Source organism: Fulvivirga kasyanovii, from assembly GCF_009711405.1.
Taxonomy (GTDB): domain Bacteria; phylum Bacteroidota; class Bacteroidia; order Cytophagales; family Cyclobacteriaceae; genus Fulvivirga; species Fulvivirga kasyanovii.
The window spans coordinates 1-16,474 of record NZ_SMLW01000633.1 but is presented as its reverse complement, the minus strand read 5'-3'; the positions used below and the strand labels follow the sequence as shown (position 1 = coordinate 16,474).

Here is a 16,474-nt window from a genome sequence, read left to right as displayed (position 1 = left end):
TAAATTAAAGGCTGCCCCTTTTCGGAGCAGCCTTTTCTATTGTAATTTCACCCGAAAAGTTTGGCACTTACTCCTCCTTTTGAAGATAAACCTGCAGAGGACGATGTGAAAGGTGCCCCAGTTCGGTAATGGAAAATACATTCTCATAGGTTTTAAACCCGGGCCTTTTAATACGAAGCTTGTACTGGTTATATGCCCTAGAGAAAGTGACCAGATTGTTTTTCTCGTACAAGCCGCGCTGCTTAATAAAGTTATACTCAGGTTCCTGCCAATCTCTTGCATATATTTCCAGGTCTGCATTTGTCAGAATATACCGGTCATATGCGCCTTCTATGAAAACTGCAATATATCCATGTACAATGTCGACCTGATCGAAACCGAAGGAGGCATAACCAAAATCATCCGGATCACTGCTCAAATCAATAGGTATCACTTCCGGCTTTACCTCAGTGATATCATCTTTTGACACGGTGAACTCAATAGGTAGGGGATCTTTAACCAGGTAGGATATATTCCTGTCTTCACGAGGGGTGGCATATACAAAGTTACGGGCGCTGTCCATTATAGCATAGTTGGTTATAGTATAGTTACCCTCCTTTAAAAGAAGCGGCCTGGTGATATAATGAGAACCAAACTTGTGCAATTCGGCCGTGTGCCATGCATAAACAGCATTGCCGGTCTCATCTTTAATGGTCAGGTATACATACCTGATATTCTCTTCTTCCACGGCCCCCATTCTTCCGGCATTTGCCCCTGAACTGACCACATCGAAGCTAAATTGCACCTCCTGGTCTTTTACTAAGGTTTCCTCCTCCTGGCATGAGCTTAATATAAATGGGAAAACGCAGCTTAGGCCGACCAAATAATAAAATTTTAAGTGTTTCATAAAGTGTAGATTTAGTTTAAAAGTTTATTCTGATCAACATGGAGGGATATAGGAGTGTTATGAAAAAAAGACACAGACATAAGCCCTTCCTGGTGTACTTGCTTACAAAAGTTGTTATAGCTATTTTTAGAATGCGCGATTGAAATAATTTAACCACAGAACAAACATTTGACTATCCCATTTGAGCCGACTGTTGCCGGCGTTTCTGTTAATGTTCACCTGATTCTGGAGTACCTGGCTTTTTTTGTGGCTTTCAGGTATTACTTGTATTTAAGAAGAAAAAGCAGTGACCACCTCTCATCATCAACCAGACTGACGATCATATTGGGAGCCACTCTTGGTGCGCTGGCAGGTTCCCGGATCATGGGGTTTATGGAAAATCCTGTATTTGATTACTCTGTGGACGGACTGATCCATCTGTTGAATGTAAAAACTATAATGGGAGGACTTTTCGGAGGATTGCTCGGGGTAGAAATAGCTAAGTGGAAGATAGGTGAAAAGCGATCTTCGGGCGATTTATTTACACTTCCCATTATTCTGGGCATCTTCATTGGCAGAATTGGCTGCTTCCTGGCCGGGACCAATGAATTTACCTATGGTACGGAAACCTCATTTTTCGCAGCCATGGACCTTGGAGACGGAATGCTCCGCCACCCGATAGCACTTTATGAAATTCTATATCTGGCCATAATTTTTATAGTTTTCACACGGTTAGCAAAGCAAGATAAGCTGGAAAGTGGTGTTTTGTTTCAATGGTTTATGCTTTCATATTTCGGTTTCCGGTTTCTGATAGAGTTCATTAAACCTAATATCTTTTATACCTTAGGGCTGAGTAGTATCCAGTGGTTATGCATTATATGCTTTGTCTACTACCGCCGTACCTTTGTTAAGTTGTTGAAATATGCCTACTAGAAAATATACTTATTATGACTTTACCCTCAGCCTCTGCCCTGAATGCCTGAAGAGGGTAGATGCCAAAATCGTTTTTGAAAAAGGGAATGTCTATATGCTTAAACGCTGCAGAGATCACGGTGCTTCCAAAGTATTGATAGCGGATGACGTAGAGTATTATAAAAATATACGGAACTACAACAAGCCTTCCGAGACACCTTATAAATTCAATACGGCAACCGATTATGGCTGTCCTTATGATTGCGGGCTGTGTCCCGACCATGAGCAGCACTCCTGCCTTACGGTAGTTGAGGTTACCGACCGGTGCAACCTGAGCTGTCCTACCTGCTATGCAGGCTCCTCTCCCGGGTATGGCAGGCACCGGACACTGGATGAGGTCAAGGCTATGCTGGATGCCATTGTAGAAAATGAAAGGGAGCCTGATGTAGTGCAAATCAGCGGAGGGGAACCTACCATTCATCCTCATTTTTTTGAGATACTCGACTATGCCAAAACACTGCCCATCAAGCACCTGATGGTCAATACAAACGGTATCGAAATTGCCAAAAATTTTGACTTTGCAAAAAGGCTGGTATCATACGCTCCTGATTTTGAGGTATATCTGCAGTTTGATTCTTTCAGAGAGGAAGTACTGCGCGCCATGCGGGGAGCGGAGCTGCTGAAAATCAGGCAACAGGCTTTAGATCATTTAAATGAACTGAACCTGTCAACAACCCTGGTGGTCACCCTTCAGAAGCACCTCAATGATGACGAGATAGGAAAAACCATTGAGTTTGCCTTAAAACAGCGATGCGTTCGAGGCGTCACATTTCAGCCAACGCAAATTGCAGGCAGGCTTGAAAATTTTAATACGGAGACTGACAGGATCACACTGACAGAAGTAAGGAGGAAAATTTTGGAGCAGACCGATACCTTTCAGGCTGATGATCTCATACCTGTGCCTTGCAATCCCGATGCCTTGGTGATGGGCTATGCCTTGAAATTAGGCGGTGAAGCATTTCCCTTAACCCGGTACATAAACCCGGCAGACCTGCTGGACAATAGCAAAAACACCATCGTTTATGAGCAGGACGACCATTTGAAAGGCAAAATGATCGAGTTATTCAGTACAGGAAATTCGGTGGATGGTGCCACGGAAAAGCTTCATTCCATACTCTGTTGCCTGCCGCAGATTGATGCCCCTGCCCTGGGGTATGATAACCTGTTCAGGGTAATTATCATGCAGTTTGTGGATGCACATAATTTTGATGTACGCGCCATTAAAAAATCGTGCGTGCATATCGTCAATAAAGACAACAAGATCATCCCATTCGAAACCATGAACCTGTTTTACAGGGATGAGAAAAGAGAATATTTAACAAAACTTCAAAATCAGGAAATATGATACTTCTGGAAGTAAGCGATAATGCACTGCTTGGACTCATGATTATGATTCTGGTCATTATATTTGGCCCTCCCCTGCTTTTTCTTATTCTTGGCATTGTTTTTAGAAAAAAAGATGCTAAAAGAGCAAAAGTGTTTTTTATTTTGTCAGGAGTTTACCTGTTAATTGCCGGTGGCATTTGCGGCACATTAATGAACGCATAGTTTTTACCTTTTATAAACTTCATTTTTTTTTAAATGAGTGACGTAATTGACGAGAATTACCTGTCTGAAAGCGCTATGCCGGATGAAAAATACCTGGAGGCGTATTTTGGAAAACAGACAGCATATTATACTGAAAAATACCAGGCATACCTTGACGGTAACAAGTTCACCTTTAATATCGCTCCGTTTTTTATAGGCTTTATTTGGTTCTTTTACCGTAAGCTATGGGTAGAAGGGGCTGTCATCTTTTTAATCATAATGGCGTCCAGCTTTGTAGAAGAATTGATTTACGACCTTTTTGCAGTAAGTGCGTCTGTTCAAACAATAGTTTTTTATGTATCATCGTTTGCATTTGGTATGGTATGGGCTTTTGCAGGCAATTACTTTTATTTGAAAAGGGCAGAGAAATCTATTCAAGCAATTCTCTCCTCCACCAGCGACGAGGAGCAAAGGCTCGAACTGCTGGCTAAGAAAGGCGGAGTTTCTTTAATACCTTTTATAATCATCCTGGTACTCATTATTATTGCTTTATTGATGTGACATTATGGAATTTAAAGTTTGGATGAATCTCAAACCACTTCTGTTTTTTGTTGTATTTATACCTTCTTTGACACTTGCCCAGGATAAATTGCTTATAGGTAAACCCGGCAGGCCTTCCACCTACGAATTCCATGAAGGTGAAATGCTCCGCTTTAAACTTAAGGGCGAGAAGTATTGGAACAAAGGCTACATCCAGGGTTTATACTCCGATCGCATCCGCTTTCATTACAATACAATACTGCTTGACGAGATTGAGTTTATTGATGTCCGTGACAGGGGAAAAGGAAGATTTCTACACACTTTCTCCTGGATCGGGACACGTGGTGGGGCGGGTTTTGCCGCCATTTCCCAAATAAACAAAACCTTTGTTGCTGATGAACCCGGTATAGAGGAAAAAGCTGTTAGTATCGGTGCCGCTATTGTGGCCGGAGGTGTTCTGCTGTCAATATTTAAAAAACGAAAAGTCAGGCTCGGCAAGAAATACCGGATCAGAATAGGCGAGATTTGACTGCTGTACACCACTCTTTACTATCGACTTCGGCAAAAGCTTCTAAAGTCGCGATTTTTCATTTAGCTTTGTGCCCTTACATCATTTATATAAATATTTTGACATGACCACAGACGAGTTGAAAGACTTGAAGGCTCGAGTAGAAGCCTTGAGGAGGTATCTTTGACTACGATAAGAAAGTAGAAGAAGTAAAAGAAGAAGAGCTGGTAACCGCCCAGCCCGGTTTCTGGGATGATCCCAATGAAGCTGAAAAAGCCCTTAAAGAGATCAGGAGCAAAAAAATGTGGACAGACAGCTTTGAAGAGGTAAAGCAACTGCTCGACGACCTGGATACCCTGAACGAATTTTATGAAGCCGACGAGGTAGCTGAAGAAGAGATGAACAGTGAGTATGAGAAAACCCTGAAAGCTGTAGAAGATCTCGAGTTTAAGAAGATGCTGAGTGGAGAAGAAGATCAGCTTGGCGCTATGCTGGAGATCAATCCGGGTGCCGGTGGAACCGAAAGCCAGGACTGGGCCGACATCCTCAACCGGATGTACATTATGTGGGGCGAGTCACATGGCTATAATGTGAAGCAGGTCAACTACCAGCCCGGGGATACAGCCGGCATAAAATCCGCCACCCTTGAGTTTGATGGCGAGTTTGCTTACGGTAACCTGAAAGCTGAAATAGGCGTGCACCGGCTGGTGCGTATCTCTCCCTTTGATTCGGGAGGCAGACGCCATACTTCATTTGCTTCTGTATATGTTTATCCTATCGTGGACGATGAGATCGAAATAGAGATCAACCCTGCCGATATTGAATTCCACACTTCAAGGTCTGGTGGTGCAGGTGGGCAGAACGTGAACAAGGTGGAAACCAAGGTGCAGATCACGCATAAGCCTACGGGTATTGTTATTGTCTGCCAGGTGGAACGTTCGCAGTTGGCTAACAGGGAACGAGCCATGAAGATGCTGAAATCGCGCTTATACCAGATGGAGATAGAAAAGCGAAATGCTGAGCGCGACAAAATTGAAAGCTCAAAGATGAAGATCGATTTCGGTTCTCAGATCAGGAATTATGTGCTTCATCCTTACAAGCTGATCAAAGATGCCCGTACAGGTGTGGAAAGAACAGATGTGCAGAACGTGCTGGATGGTGACCTTGATGATTACATCAAAGCATTTTTGCTGGGCCAGCAGAAGGAAAAGGCCAGGTAAAGTTTCTATCCAGTTTATAAGGTAATCCCAACAGTCCTTTAACATCCAAATATTCGACTATATGGTCAAATTATAAGGAGCTTTGGAATAAAGGACTCTTGGGACCACCTTTGATTAAACCTTTAATTAATTTCCCGAAGCTGTAATGCAACCGGGGAATCTCCACAAATCAATGAAATCAATTATAATTGGAATTACGCTCTTTACATCATTCTTTGTTCAATCTTTCGGACAGAAGAATATAATAACAAATAATTCTATAGGTTCATTAGAGCTCTGTCAACAATTGAACAGCATGACAATACCGTTTATTTCAGATACACTACATAATGCTGATGGTTTTTATTTTTATGGAAGGTATTATGGAAGTGATGAGAATAAGATTTTGGCAGGTATTAACTCAGACTCAACGATTAACCTGCTCAGCACAAAAAGCAGTACCTTTGAAACTGCAGATCATATTAAAGCGGGTTCTTCATTAATAGACCTCATAAACAACTCCGACTCCGACTCCCTTTATGTAACTGCGGTAATTACAGAATATAGTGATTTTTATTTATACGAAAAAACTGCTGGTCATCGAATTGAATATCGTCTTAATATAAATGGAATTGCTTGCTTTGCCGATTATGAAATTATAGATAAAGAATATATAGTAGAGGAATTGGTGGGTATTAAAGAACAGGCAAATAAAGTTGGGAACAAAGCTAAAGTTATTAGTATCCAAGTAGTGGCAACAGAAGGGTGTTTGAACTAACGCCGTACAACCATACTTTTAAACTCTGAAACCTAACATAGGCTCCACTCATCATTTAGAGCCCCGGTATTACCCTCTAATCCTGATTTTTAGGTTAGCTTTGCGGGCATCATGCAGGCACAAGCAGTTAACTCCCCTAAAGAACGGACCTACACCTTACAATTCTGGCTTTTATGTATCAGCTCCTATTTATTTTTTGCCAGCTTTAACATGATCATTCCGGAACTGCCGGATTATCTGACCAGCCTTGGCGGAGAGGATTACAAGGGGTTGATCATATCCTTATTTACACTTACAGCATTAATTTCCAGGCCATTTAGCGGAAAACTAACCGACAGGATAGGACGGATCCCTGTTATGATCATCGGAGCTGCTGTCTGCTTTGTGATCGGGTTTGTCTATCCTATGATCACCACAGTTGTCGGTTTTTTTGCTTTACGCTTTATACATGGTTTTTCAACAGGGTTTAAACCTACCGGCACGGTAGCTTATGTTGCGGATATTGTACCTTATCAGAGACGTGGCGAAGCACTGGGCATCTCAGGGGTATTTGGCACCATAGGTATGGCAAGTGGCCCTGCAATCGGGAGCCAGATTAAGCTGTGGTACTCTATGGATGTAATGTTCTACACCTCTTCAGCACTGGCCATCCTTTCCATCCTGGTACTGATAGGCATGAAGGAAACGTTGGCCAAGCCTGAGAAATTCAGGTTAGAGCACCTGAAAATAAACCGCAATGAAATTTATGACCCAAGTGTAATAGCCCCTTCCATTGTGATGTTCTTTACGGTGTTTTCTTTCGGCATAGTGCTGACTATTGTACCAGACCTGAGCAAACATCTCGGGATGGAAAACAAAGGAGTATTTTTCACGGTTTTCACAGTATCATCATTGTTGGTGCGTATTTTGGCGGGTAAGGCCTCGGACAGATATGGCCGTGAGCGGGTACTTCTGGTGGCCACCTTACTCTATGCTGCAGGAATGTTTGTGGTGGGTATAGCCGGCAGTGTTTTTATGTTGCTTACCGGTGCAGTACTCTTTGGCCTGGGCACGGGAATGAACTCCCCTACTATATTTGCCTGGACTGCAGACCTCTGTAAAGACGAGAACCGCGGAAAGGCCATGGCCACCGTTTTCATCGCCCTTGAGTTTGGTATTATGATGGGCGCACTGCTTTCGGGATGGATCTATGCCAACAAAGCAGAAAACTTTATGATCACCTTCTGGTCCGGTGGCTTCTTTGCAATTATTGCGTTTCTGTTTCTAATGATTAAATTGGCAAGAAAACAGCAAACAACTAATTAAAGTGAGAAAAATTATCCTGATCCTGTTTGTCATAGTTGCTGCGATAAACCTTACTTCTCAAATTATTGGAAATTCCGACCTGGCGTTCTACTCTAAGCCATTTTTGATGCCGCTTTTGATGATATATTTTGCGGTATCCAGCACTGAGAAGAGCTCTCTACTTAATTTTGGGCTGTTGGCCCTGCTATTTTCCTGGATAGGTGATGTGGTATTGATGTTTCAGGATCGAGGTGAACTCTATTTTATGCTGGGGCTGGGGTCTTTTCTTGTAGCTCACCTGATCTATATTTATACGTACAAAAAAGCCCGGTGGCAAGAAGAGGAAAACGGCCTGCTCCCAACCCAAAGGATCCGCTACGTATTCATACTGGTTCTGGCCGGCTGCGGACTGGTATACGTCCTGTTGCCCAAACTTGGGGATTTGATGGTACCCGTTATTATTTACGCCAGTGTAATCGTTGCTATGGCCATTTTCGCGCTTAACCGCTTCGGTTACACCTCCCAAGCCAGTTTTGGTTTTATATTTTTCGGTGCCGTTCTGTTCATGATGTCGGACTCCATTCTTGCTATCAATAAATTTATGGAACCGCTTCCCATCGCAGGTTTTTGGATCATGTTCACCTATATCCTGGCGCAGTTCACCATAGTGCAGGGATTATTACTACATAAAAAGAGGGTGCCAACTTTATAGCACCCCCTGACACTCTGAGTTATTGACCTGAAAAGTTAAATTTTTCTCACTTTACCGCTTCCCGATGAATGGCTGTTGACATTTGAAGGGTTTCCTTTGTAGTAAACACTACCACTCCCACTGATCGAAGCATCGATGGATTTCTCTGCAAATACTTTACAACTTCCCGAACCTGATATTTTTATTTTATATGAATCGGACTTCAAATCTTCGGCATCCAAACTACCTGACCCGCTTATGGAAATATCCACATAGCGGGCAGAACCTTCAAGTGAAATTTCCCCAGACCCCGAAATGGAAAGATCCAGATCACTTGCCGTAGTATTTAAATCAACACTACCGGAGCCACTGACACTGATTTCCATATCTGATGTCTTTATGGTATTCTTGCCATATACTTTGCCAGAACCTGAGACATTTAGCTCTTCTATTTCGGGCACGGTAATATATACCTCCAGGTCACCATCGTCAGACCAGCTAAACCAGCCCGAACTTTCCCTTTTAATAATCAGACGTCCGCCCCGTACTTCGGTTTCTATTTTTTCAAGTACGTCTCTTGATCCTTTCAGTTCTACTTTCTGCGTAGAGCCTTGTGTCAGGTACACTTTACCTGCAGTACTGAAAGACAATTGATTGAATGATGACACTTCTCGTATTTCAGACTGCTGTGCAAATAATGAAATACATGAAAATGAGAAAAGGAGGATTAATATGGTTTTTGCCTTTATCATAGTTATTGTTATTAGATTTTAGCTAAAGACCCGGACTATCAGGGCAGGTTGCATCAATTAGACTCAAATTTTAAGGAGGGGTTACAAGTACGTTAAAAAATATCTTATTTTGCGCCCCCAAACTTTAGACTAATGCTGGATATTTTACTTTGTGTCCTAATGAATGTGGGCATATTTATTTGCTTTAGATTATTTTCCACATTTAAGATGGATACCTTTCAGGCTATCGTCTTCAACTATGTGACTTGCGTTATCACCGGGGCGGTTTTTATGGGAGATGGATCGGCACTTGGAGACATTACCATTGATGAACCCTGGGTGCTGATTGCATTGGCGCTCGGAGGCATTTTTATTGGGACATTTTACCTGATGGCCATCACTACGCAAAAATTCAGCATGACGGTATCGTCCATTTCCGCTAAAATGTCGCTGATCATACCGGTGCTTTTCAGTATTTTTTTGCTTGACATCCAGTCACGACCTTACACCTGGCTTAACTATGCCGGTATGGTACTGGCTCTGGCAGCTATTTTTATGAGCTCTTATAAGGAGAAAAAAATTGAGGCAAACAAGCTGAAAGGGCTTGATCTATTTCTTCCACTGCTGGTTTTTATTTTTGGAGGCCTTATTGATTCCTCAATTAACTATACCAACTATTATTTCCTTACGGAAAGGGAATCAGCAGTTTTTCCGATGTTTATCTTTGCTTCGGCAGGGGTTATCGGTATTTTTCTGCTGATCAGTAACAGAAGAAAGCTGTCACTGATCAGCTTTGGAGGTGGAGCGGTACTTGGTGTGGTCAACTATTTCTCCATCTACTTTCTCATCACCTCTCTTTCCGCATTTAGCAATGACGGGGCCATAGTTTATCCCCTGATCAATGTGGGAATCATTATTTTTGCTGCAGGTCTCTCAGTAGCCTTTTTTAAAGAGAGGTTTTCCAGGCTTAATCAGGCAGGTTTGGTACTGGCGGTTTTGGCCATTATTTTTATATCATATCAGGAAATATTAGCTATTCTATGAGTAAAAAAGCAGAAAGTTACCTCACGATTTCAGCCCCTGCCGAAGGGCTTTACAAAGAGAAGGGAAGTAAATTTCTGGCTTTTGCATATCCTGTAACCTCAGAGGACGATATAAAAGACCGGCTGGATGAGCTTAGGAAAAAATATTATGATGCCCGCCATCACTGCTACGCATATGTACTGGGCGCAGACAGGGAAGTTTACAGGGCAAACGATGATGGAGAGCCTAACCACTCTGCCGGAGACCCAATATTGGGGCAGATCAACTCTAAGCAACTGACCAACACACTCGTGGTAGTGGTGCGGTATTTCGGGGGCACAAAGTTAGGTGTGAGCGGACTGATCAATGCCTACAAAGTGTCCACGGAAGAAGCCCTCAATAATGTGCAGGTCAAAAAAATAGATATTACCCGTACCATAAACCTCAGATATAGCTACGACACTACCAATGAGGTCATGCGGTTGATCAACGATTTTGAGGTAAAAATTACCGATCAGGTTTTTGAGGCAGATTGCCAGTTGACCGGAGAAATAAAAATAGGCATGACTGATCAGCTTGAAGAAAAAGTAACGTTGCTGATAGATACAGGCCATGAGGTAAGCCTGGAATATTCCGATGACTAAGAGAGCGTGAAAACAGGAAAAGGTACTCCTATTTTTGGAATACCCCTGCACAATTCAATTCAGATTCGGGTGGATTAGTTTGCCTTTCTCAATCTCGTAAGCTCCTCCTTTTGATGTTCCATTTGTTCTTGCTGCTCTTTTTCCCTGGTGATGTCATAGGCAAATTTCACCACTTTCACCACTTCTTTGGCTTCATTCCTGACAGGACTATACATTCCCTTGATCCAAATGGTCTGGCCATCCTTAGTCAACCTTTTAAACTCACCATTGAAAGATTTTCCAGCAGCCAGTGTTTCCCAGAATTTAGCGTATGATTTGGACTTACTTTCTTCTTTATCTACAAAAATCCGGTGATGCTGACCTATGATCTCCTTTTTGTTATAACCTACAAGTGCCAGGAAGTTATCGTTCGCCTGCAGGATCTTACCGGAGAGGTCAAATTCAACAGTGGCAATGGTAGCGTTGATTACACGAAGCTGTTCAGACATTTCACTGGTAACCCTTTGCATTTCCTCCTGGGTAGCAGTTATCTCTTCCAAACTTTGTTCTAGTTCAGCCTGTTGCTTTTTCTGTTCTGTTACATCATATGCAAATTTTACCACTTTTACTGGTTTTCCTGAGTTATCCTGTATTGGACTGTACATTCCTTTTATCCAGACAGTATCCCCGTTTTTAGTTATTCTCCTGAACTCCCCATCGAAGGATTTCCCGGTAGACAGTTCCTTCCAGAACCTTGCATATGATTCTGTATCGACTTCTTCTCTTGCAACAAATATTTTATGGTGTTTACCAACGACTTCTTCCCTGGTATAGCCCAATAATTTCAGGAAGTTGTCATTAGCGTCCGTAATGTTGCCTGACAGATCGAACTCTATAGTAGCAATGGTACCATTGATAATACGGAGCTGTTCAGACATCTCAGCGGAAACCCGCTCCATCTCCTCCTGAGTGGCTGTAATCTCCTCCAAACTTTGCTCTACTTCAGCCTGCTGCTTTTTCTGATCAGTAATATCATAGGCAAACTTCACCACTTTCACAGGCCTTCCGGAGTTATCGAGCATAGGGCTGTACATTCCTTTTATCCAGACGATATTACCTTTTTTGTTGATTCTTCTGAATTCTCCATCAAAGGATCGGCCTGCACCAAGATCTTTCCAAAACTTAGCATAGGCTTCAGTGTCAGCTTCCTCAGTAGTAACAAATATTTTATGATGCCTGTCAATGATTTCTTCCTTGTTATATCCCATTAATGAAAGGAAATTGTCATTGGCATCCTTAATATTGCCCGACAGGTCAAATTCTACAGTAGCAATCGTACCATTGATAACCCGAAGCTGTTCAGACATCTCGGCAGAAACCCGCTGCATCTCTTCCTGAGTAGCCTGTAACTCTTCCATGTTCTGGCGCATTTCTTCTTCCTGGGCTTTCAGTTCTTCAGTCTGCTGCTGAGTGGCTTCCAACAGGGTTTTGGTGGTGGCATTGACCTTAGCATTGGAAATAGTGGAAGCTATACTTTCCGCCAATTTTTCCACGAAATCAACTTCATATGGTTCAAGCACCTTAAATGATGCTATCTCAATAACTCCATATATTTCATCATTAACTTTCAAAGGCATGATCAGGATGCATCTGGGCAGAGCTTCTCCAAGGCCTGATGTTATACTGATATACGACTCGGGAATGTCCGTCATCAATATTTTATCACCCTCCAACCAACATTGACCGGTTAACCCCTGGCCGGGGTTTATCCTTTTGTTAATGAATTTTTTTCTGTCATAGGCATAAGCTGCCTTAAGCTCAAGATATTTCTCGTTACCACTTTCTTCAATCACAAACAGTCCACCCTGATTGGCATTTAGGTACTTTACCAGATTGCAAATAATATTATCTGAGAGCGTTTGCAGGTTGCTCTCACTGCGCAGTATTTCTCCAAACCGGGCAAGGCCGGTATTTACCCAGTTGCGTTTAAGGTCTTCATCGGCAGTGGAGCGCAGTTTTTCCTGCATTTTAAAAAGCTTTTGAAACAGCTCGTCATTTTCTTTATTTAAATGAAGATCTGCCTTGTAGTCTCCTGAAGCAATTGTTTCTACGAAGGTGGTCATTTTGTTCACTCGTATATTTTCTGCTTCAAGTTGTGAGGCATAACGTTTTCTATCATCTTCACTACTTTTGAGCATTCGAAAGGCAAGAAAGCCCAGCAATGCAAAAGCTGAGACTGTAATAATTATTGATAAAGTTGTCTGCTGACCTGTGTAAATAAGTACTGAGATAACTAAGCCGGTAAAGACAATAATTAAGGGGAGGAGGAGGGTGCGTTTGTTATTCAATTTGTTTAATGTTTAATTTTTTAATTTAAACAAATTACCATGCCAAACTGTTTACACCCCTTAATTCTTGAATTAAGGCACTCCCATAATAAATATTAATTCCATTTTGGGAGATTATTCCACTTGATGGAATATTTCTTATGTAAGAATGACGGAAATAAAGAAGAATTATGAGGATTTTAAGTATCCTTTTCTTACAAGTTCGTGGTACATTTCAATACATACCCAGGCATCTGTAGCCGCGTAGTTGATTTGCTTATCCGTTAGTTTTTCGCTTTCCCAGTTTGAAATCTGGGCGCTTTTTGAAATTCTGAAACCCAATATGATTGCAGCCAGCTTTCTGAGTCCGTTGCTCTCAATACCAATTTCTTTCACCAGCTTATTAAGCTCCACAAATCCCCCCGGCATAAACTCCCTCAGTTTTCTCAGGTCTTTAATGTCATCCCTCAGGGCAACTCCGATCTTCAATAATTTTTTGTTTGACAGGAATACGATAAGCTCATCGGTAAGCCCTGTAATGTTGGTCCTGATCAGGAACACTTCTTTTGAGGTGGCTATCTGGATGAGAGATACATGGTTATATTCACCTTTTTTAAAGGCCGGCTTGGTTTCTGTATCAAAGCCCACCACCTTTTCGCCGGCTATCTTGCGCATGACCTCCGCTACCTGATCAGGCTGGGCGATAATATGAACCTTGCCTTCATATCGCTGAAGTTCTAGTTCATTAATTTCTTCACTGGAGATCGTGGCCGGATACATGTTTTAAACTCTTTTTTCTGTTTGGTCCACTTTGCGGATCTTAATATTCGCGTAAGCAAACAATATAGTCATGAAAGGGCTCAATATATTAAAAAAGCAATACGGTAAATATGCCATGGTAGCCACTCCCAGCACGGAAGACTGATAAGCACCGCATGTATTCCAAGGTATAAGCACTGATGTAACTGTTCCTGAATCTTCCAGGGTCCGGCTCAGGTTCTCTGGAGCCAGGCCTCTGTCTTCAAACTCTTGTCTGAACATTCTGCCGGGCACCACTATGGCGATATACTGGTCGGAAGCTGTAAGGTTGAATGTGATACAGGTACCGGCCGTAGAAGCAACCAATGAGCCAGTGGAGTGCGCAAGCTTGATAATAGATTGAGCCAGCCTTTTGAGCATACCGTTACGCTCCATAATGCCTCCAAATATCATGGCGCAAACTATCAGCCATACGGTAGGAAGCATGCCTTCCATGCCACTTGCTGACAATAAAGTATCTACCATTTTGTCACCTGTTTCTACACTTACCGTGGTGAACATTGCTTTTACTACTCCTTCGTACGCAGAAACCAGGTTAAACTCGCTGGCTCCGGTAACCGACTGTACAATATGAGGCTGGAAAATAAGGGCAAATATAGCCGCCAATAAAGTGCCTATTAATAGTGCAGGTAAGGCCGGTACTTTTTTAATGATCAGGAAAATTACAACGGCAGGCACGACAAAAAGGAATAAATTGATTTCAAACTTGGAAGCTATAGCTGACTGGACGTCGCTTACTGTGCCCAAAGCTGTATTCCCCTCAATGTTAAAACCCCATATCAGGAAAATGATCAAGGTGATAGTAATAGAAGGCCCGGTCGTCATGGCCATGTACCTGATGTGGGTAAAAAGATCTGTTCCGGCCATGGCAGGGGCCAGATTGGTAGTATCTGAAAGCGGCGACATTTTATCTCCAAAGTATGCTCCCGATATTACCGCACCGGCAATAACACCGGGCTGGATACCCAGCGCCTGGCCAATGCCCATTAATGCTATACCTATAGTAGCAGATGTAGACCACGAACTGCCCGTAGCCAGCGAAACAACCGCACTTACTATACAAGCTGCGAAAAGGAATATCGTAGGATTGAGGATTTCAAGCCCGTAATAGATCATGGCCGGCACCACACCACTGATCAGCCAGGTACCTGCCAGGGAGCCGATCATTAATAAGATCAAAATAGCACCCATGGCGGAACTTATGCTGCTGACAATACCGTCCAGTATTTCATCCCATGAATAGTTGAGTTTGAGGGAAAGCACACCGGCGAACGCTGCCGCAAAGATGAGTGCCATCTGATTAGGACCGTAGGAAGCGTTGTCGCTGAAGACGTAAACATTAGAGGCCAAAAGGATTACCAGAAAGAAAATTGGTATTAAAGAAAGAATTAAAGAAGGCTGCTTGTATGTTTTGTCCATGTGCTAGTTTTAGGTTAAAGCATCGAAGATAGAAAAAGATTTTGATTTAGTGCATTCAGATCATCATTTCCGCAAGTTTTTCGCCCATACGGCTGCCAATGGCCACTCCCATACCACCGAGCCTCACACCCAGGTAGATATGATCGGAATGCTGTTTTAATATAGGCTGCTTATTTTGGCCAAAAGCCATTATGCCTGCCCAGAAATAATCCACCTCGTAAGGCGTATCCGGTAATATAATTTCATCGAGTTGACGAAGCAGCTCGGTTTTGATTTGCTCGTTTAGTGAAAAGCTCGTGGTTGTTTCTGCTTTGTAATCGAGGTTTCTCCCTCCTCCGAAAATCACCCTGTTGCCGTAGTTCCTAAAGTAATAGTAGCCCTTTTCGCAATGGAAAACCCCTTTGAACTTAAGGTTTTCAATGGGTTTGGTCACCAACACAATACCTCGACCGGGGTTGAGATCAAGGTCATTAATAAACTTTTTGGTGAAAGCATTGGTGCAGATCGCTACAGAACCTGCCTTGAAATTTACATGGCCGTAGGTCTGGTCAGCTACAACAATATCAACATCACTACCATTGTCCTCAATTTTGCTGACACTCGCACCTGACAGAATCCGTATCTCCATCCTCTGAGCCACATTGATCAGGCTCTTCATCATTTTACCTGTATCTATCTGCCCCTCATACCTGGAATAGATCATAGATTTTACAACCTGCTCATTAAATCCAAACTCACTGATCAGGGACTTATTCTCCTCAAATGGCTTTTTATCAAACACATCCTTGAGCAAATCGTTTATGGTTTCTATTTCCTCTATGCAGTACAGTTCCTGCTCACGAATGAGTTCATAGCCACCGTGGTTATGGTAATCCAGATTTTGGTCACCCAACCGCTCCCTGAGTTTTACCAGCCCCAGGTATCGCTCCATAACCAGCTCCAGGGCCTTTTCTTTACCCAGTATTTTAATATCTTCCAACAGTTCGGTAAGGCTTCCAAAACAAGCAAAACCGGCATTTTTAGTGCTTGCCCCAGTGGGCAATAAGCCACTCTCAAAAACAACCACCGAAGCATCCGGTTGCTTCTCTTTAATGGAGATAGCTGTGGAAAGCCCAACGATCCCACTTCCTACAACAGCATAATCATAAGCAGTAAAAGTCTGCTTTTC

17 protein-coding genes are annotated in these 16,474 nt (G+C 42.6%); 11 read left to right on the top strand and 6 right to left on the bottom strand.

Annotation, left to right across the window (positions count from 1 at the left end):
- Positions 1-67: 67 nt before the first annotated feature.
- A complete protein-coding gene (locus tag E1163_RS21660; RefSeq protein ID WP_155174561.1) occupies positions 68-886 on the bottom strand; it encodes a hypothetical protein in 819 nt (272 codons plus the stop codon).
- Positions 887-1,054: 168 nt separating this feature from the next.
- Here E1163_RS21660 and E1163_RS21655 point away from each other — a divergent pair, with 168 nt between their 5' ends.
- The 9 genes from E1163_RS21655 (at position 1,055) to E1163_RS21615 (ending at position 8,385) form a co-directional block, all read left to right on the top strand.
- Positions 1,055-1,798, top strand: coding sequence for a prolipoprotein diacylglyceryl transferase (locus tag E1163_RS21655; protein WP_155174560.1), 744 nt, complete (start codon positions 1,055-1,057; stop codon positions 1,796-1,798).
- Entirely contained in the window at positions 1,788-3,182 is a 1,395-nt protein-coding gene (locus E1163_RS21650; RefSeq protein WP_155174559.1) for a radical SAM protein, read from the top strand. The genes E1163_RS21655 and E1163_RS21650 overlap by 11 nt, the downstream gene beginning before the upstream one ends.
- The gene (locus E1163_RS21645; RefSeq protein ID WP_155174558.1) at positions 3,179-3,385 is read left to right on the top strand and encodes a hypothetical protein; all 207 of its coding nucleotides are present in this window, start codon (positions 3,179-3,181) and stop codon (positions 3,383-3,385) included. The genes E1163_RS21650 and E1163_RS21645 overlap by 4 nt, the downstream gene beginning before the upstream one ends.
- A 33-nt stretch (positions 3,386-3,418) precedes the next feature.
- Positions 3,419-3,925, top strand: a complete 507-nt coding sequence (locus E1163_RS21640; protein WP_155174557.1) for a DUF2628 domain-containing protein — start codon at positions 3,419-3,421, stop codon at positions 3,923-3,925.
- A 4-nt stretch (positions 3,926-3,929) separates the two neighbouring features.
- Entirely contained in the window at positions 3,930-4,433 is a 504-nt protein-coding gene (locus E1163_RS21635; protein ID WP_155174556.1) for a hypothetical protein, read from the top strand.
- A gap of 103 nt (positions 4,434-4,536) precedes the next feature.
- A protein-coding gene (gene prfB, locus E1163_RS21630; protein WP_155174555.1) for a peptide chain release factor 2 occupies positions 4,537-5,632 on the top strand; the annotation gives its coding sequence in 2 pieces (ribosomal slippage) (positions 4,537-4,596 and positions 4,598-5,632; 1,095 coding nt in all).
- A 172-nt stretch (positions 5,633-5,804) separates the two neighbouring features.
- Entirely contained in the window at positions 5,805-6,389 is a 585-nt protein-coding gene (locus tag E1163_RS21625) for a hypothetical protein (protein WP_155174554.1), read from the top strand.
- Positions 6,390-6,500: 111 nt separating this feature from the next.
- Positions 6,501-7,694, top strand: a complete 1,194-nt coding sequence (locus E1163_RS21620) for an MFS transporter (RefSeq protein WP_155174553.1) — start codon at positions 6,501-6,503, stop codon at positions 7,692-7,694.
- 1 nt (position 7,695) lies between these two features.
- A complete protein-coding gene (locus E1163_RS21615; protein ID WP_155174552.1) occupies positions 7,696-8,385 on the top strand; it encodes a lysoplasmalogenase family protein in 690 nt (229 codons plus the stop codon).
- A 35-nt stretch (positions 8,386-8,420) separates the two neighbouring features.
- Here the strand turns inward: E1163_RS21615 and E1163_RS21610 are convergent, their stop codons facing one another.
- Positions 8,421-9,116, bottom strand: a complete 696-nt coding sequence (locus tag E1163_RS21610) for a head GIN domain-containing protein (RefSeq protein ID WP_155174551.1) — start codon at positions 9,114-9,116, stop codon at positions 8,421-8,423.
- Positions 9,117-9,323: 207 nt separating this feature from the next.
- On the opposite strand from E1163_RS21610, the gene E1163_RS21605 reads away from it, so the two are divergent.
- Positions 9,324-10,139, top strand: coding sequence for a hypothetical protein (locus E1163_RS21605; RefSeq protein ID WP_246223820.1), 816 nt, complete (start codon positions 9,324-9,326; stop codon positions 10,137-10,139).
- The gene (locus tag E1163_RS21600) at positions 10,136-10,762 is read left to right on the top strand and encodes an IMPACT family protein (protein WP_155174549.1); all 627 of its coding nucleotides are present in this window, start codon (positions 10,136-10,138) and stop codon (positions 10,760-10,762) included. Before E1163_RS21605 ends, E1163_RS21600 begins: the two co-directional genes overlap by 4 nt.
- A gap of 74 nt (positions 10,763-10,836) precedes the next feature.
- Here the strand turns inward: E1163_RS21600 and E1163_RS21595 are convergent, their stop codons facing one another.
- The 4 genes from E1163_RS21595 to E1163_RS21580 all read right to left on the bottom strand — a co-directional run.
- A complete protein-coding gene (locus E1163_RS21595) occupies positions 10,837-13,089 on the bottom strand; it encodes a PAS domain S-box protein (protein WP_155174548.1) in 2,253 nt (750 codons plus the stop codon).
- A 168-nt stretch (positions 13,090-13,257) separates the two neighbouring features.
- Positions 13,258-13,848, bottom strand: coding sequence for a 3'-5' exonuclease (locus tag E1163_RS21590; protein WP_155174547.1), 591 nt, complete (start codon positions 13,846-13,848; stop codon positions 13,258-13,260).
- 3 nt (positions 13,849-13,851) lie between these two features.
- Positions 13,852-15,306: a Na+/H+ antiporter NhaC gene (nhaC, locus tag E1163_RS21585; protein WP_155174546.1), complete on the bottom strand. Its 1,455-nt coding sequence runs from the start codon at positions 15,304-15,306 to the stop codon at positions 13,852-13,854.
- 55 nt (positions 15,307-15,361) lie between these two features.
- A partial coding sequence (locus E1163_RS21580; protein WP_155174545.1) for an NAD(P)/FAD-dependent oxidoreductase occupies positions 15,362-16,474 on the bottom strand: 1,113 nt, incomplete at its 5' end.

What these genes read in the sequence shown, in the direction of transcription:
- E1163_RS21635 (WP_155174556.1), top strand. Translation starts at nt 3,930, where the DNA reads ATGGAATTTAAAGTTTGGATGAATCTCAAACCACTTCTGTTTTTTGTT.
- E1163_RS21660 (WP_155174561.1), bottom strand. Translation starts at nt 886, where the DNA reads ATGAAACACTTAAAATTTTATTATTTGGTCGGCCTAAGCTGCGTTTTC.
- E1163_RS21590 (WP_155174547.1), bottom strand. Translation starts at nt 13,848, where the DNA reads ATGTATCCGGCCACGATCTCCAGTGAAGAAATTAATGAACTAGAACTT.
- E1163_RS21650 (WP_155174559.1), top strand. Translation starts at nt 1,788, where the DNA reads ATGCCTACTAGAAAATATACTTATTATGACTTTACCCTCAGCCTCTGC.
- E1163_RS21640 (WP_155174557.1), top strand. Translation starts at nt 3,419, where the DNA reads ATGAGTGACGTAATTGACGAGAATTACCTGTCTGAAAGCGCTATGCCG.
- E1163_RS21610 (WP_155174551.1), bottom strand. Translation starts at nt 9,116, where the DNA reads ATGATAAAGGCAAAAACCATATTAATCCTCCTTTTCTCATTTTCATGT.
- E1163_RS21600 (WP_155174549.1), top strand. Translation starts at nt 10,136, where the DNA reads ATGAGTAAAAAAGCAGAAAGTTACCTCACGATTTCAGCCCCTGCCGAA.
- E1163_RS21605 (WP_246223820.1), top strand. Translation starts at nt 9,324, where the DNA reads ATGGATACCTTTCAGGCTATCGTCTTCAACTATGTGACTTGCGTTATC.
- nhaC (WP_155174546.1), bottom strand. Translation starts at nt 15,306, where the DNA reads ATGGACAAAACATACAAGCAGCCTTCTTTAATTCTTTCTTTAATACCA.
- E1163_RS21645 (WP_155174558.1), top strand. Translation starts at nt 3,179, where the DNA reads ATGATACTTCTGGAAGTAAGCGATAATGCACTGCTTGGACTCATGATT.
- E1163_RS21620 (WP_155174553.1), top strand. Translation starts at nt 6,501, where the DNA reads ATGCAGGCACAAGCAGTTAACTCCCCTAAAGAACGGACCTACACCTTA.
- E1163_RS21625 (WP_155174554.1), top strand. Translation starts at nt 5,805, where the DNA reads ATGAAATCAATTATAATTGGAATTACGCTCTTTACATCATTCTTTGTT.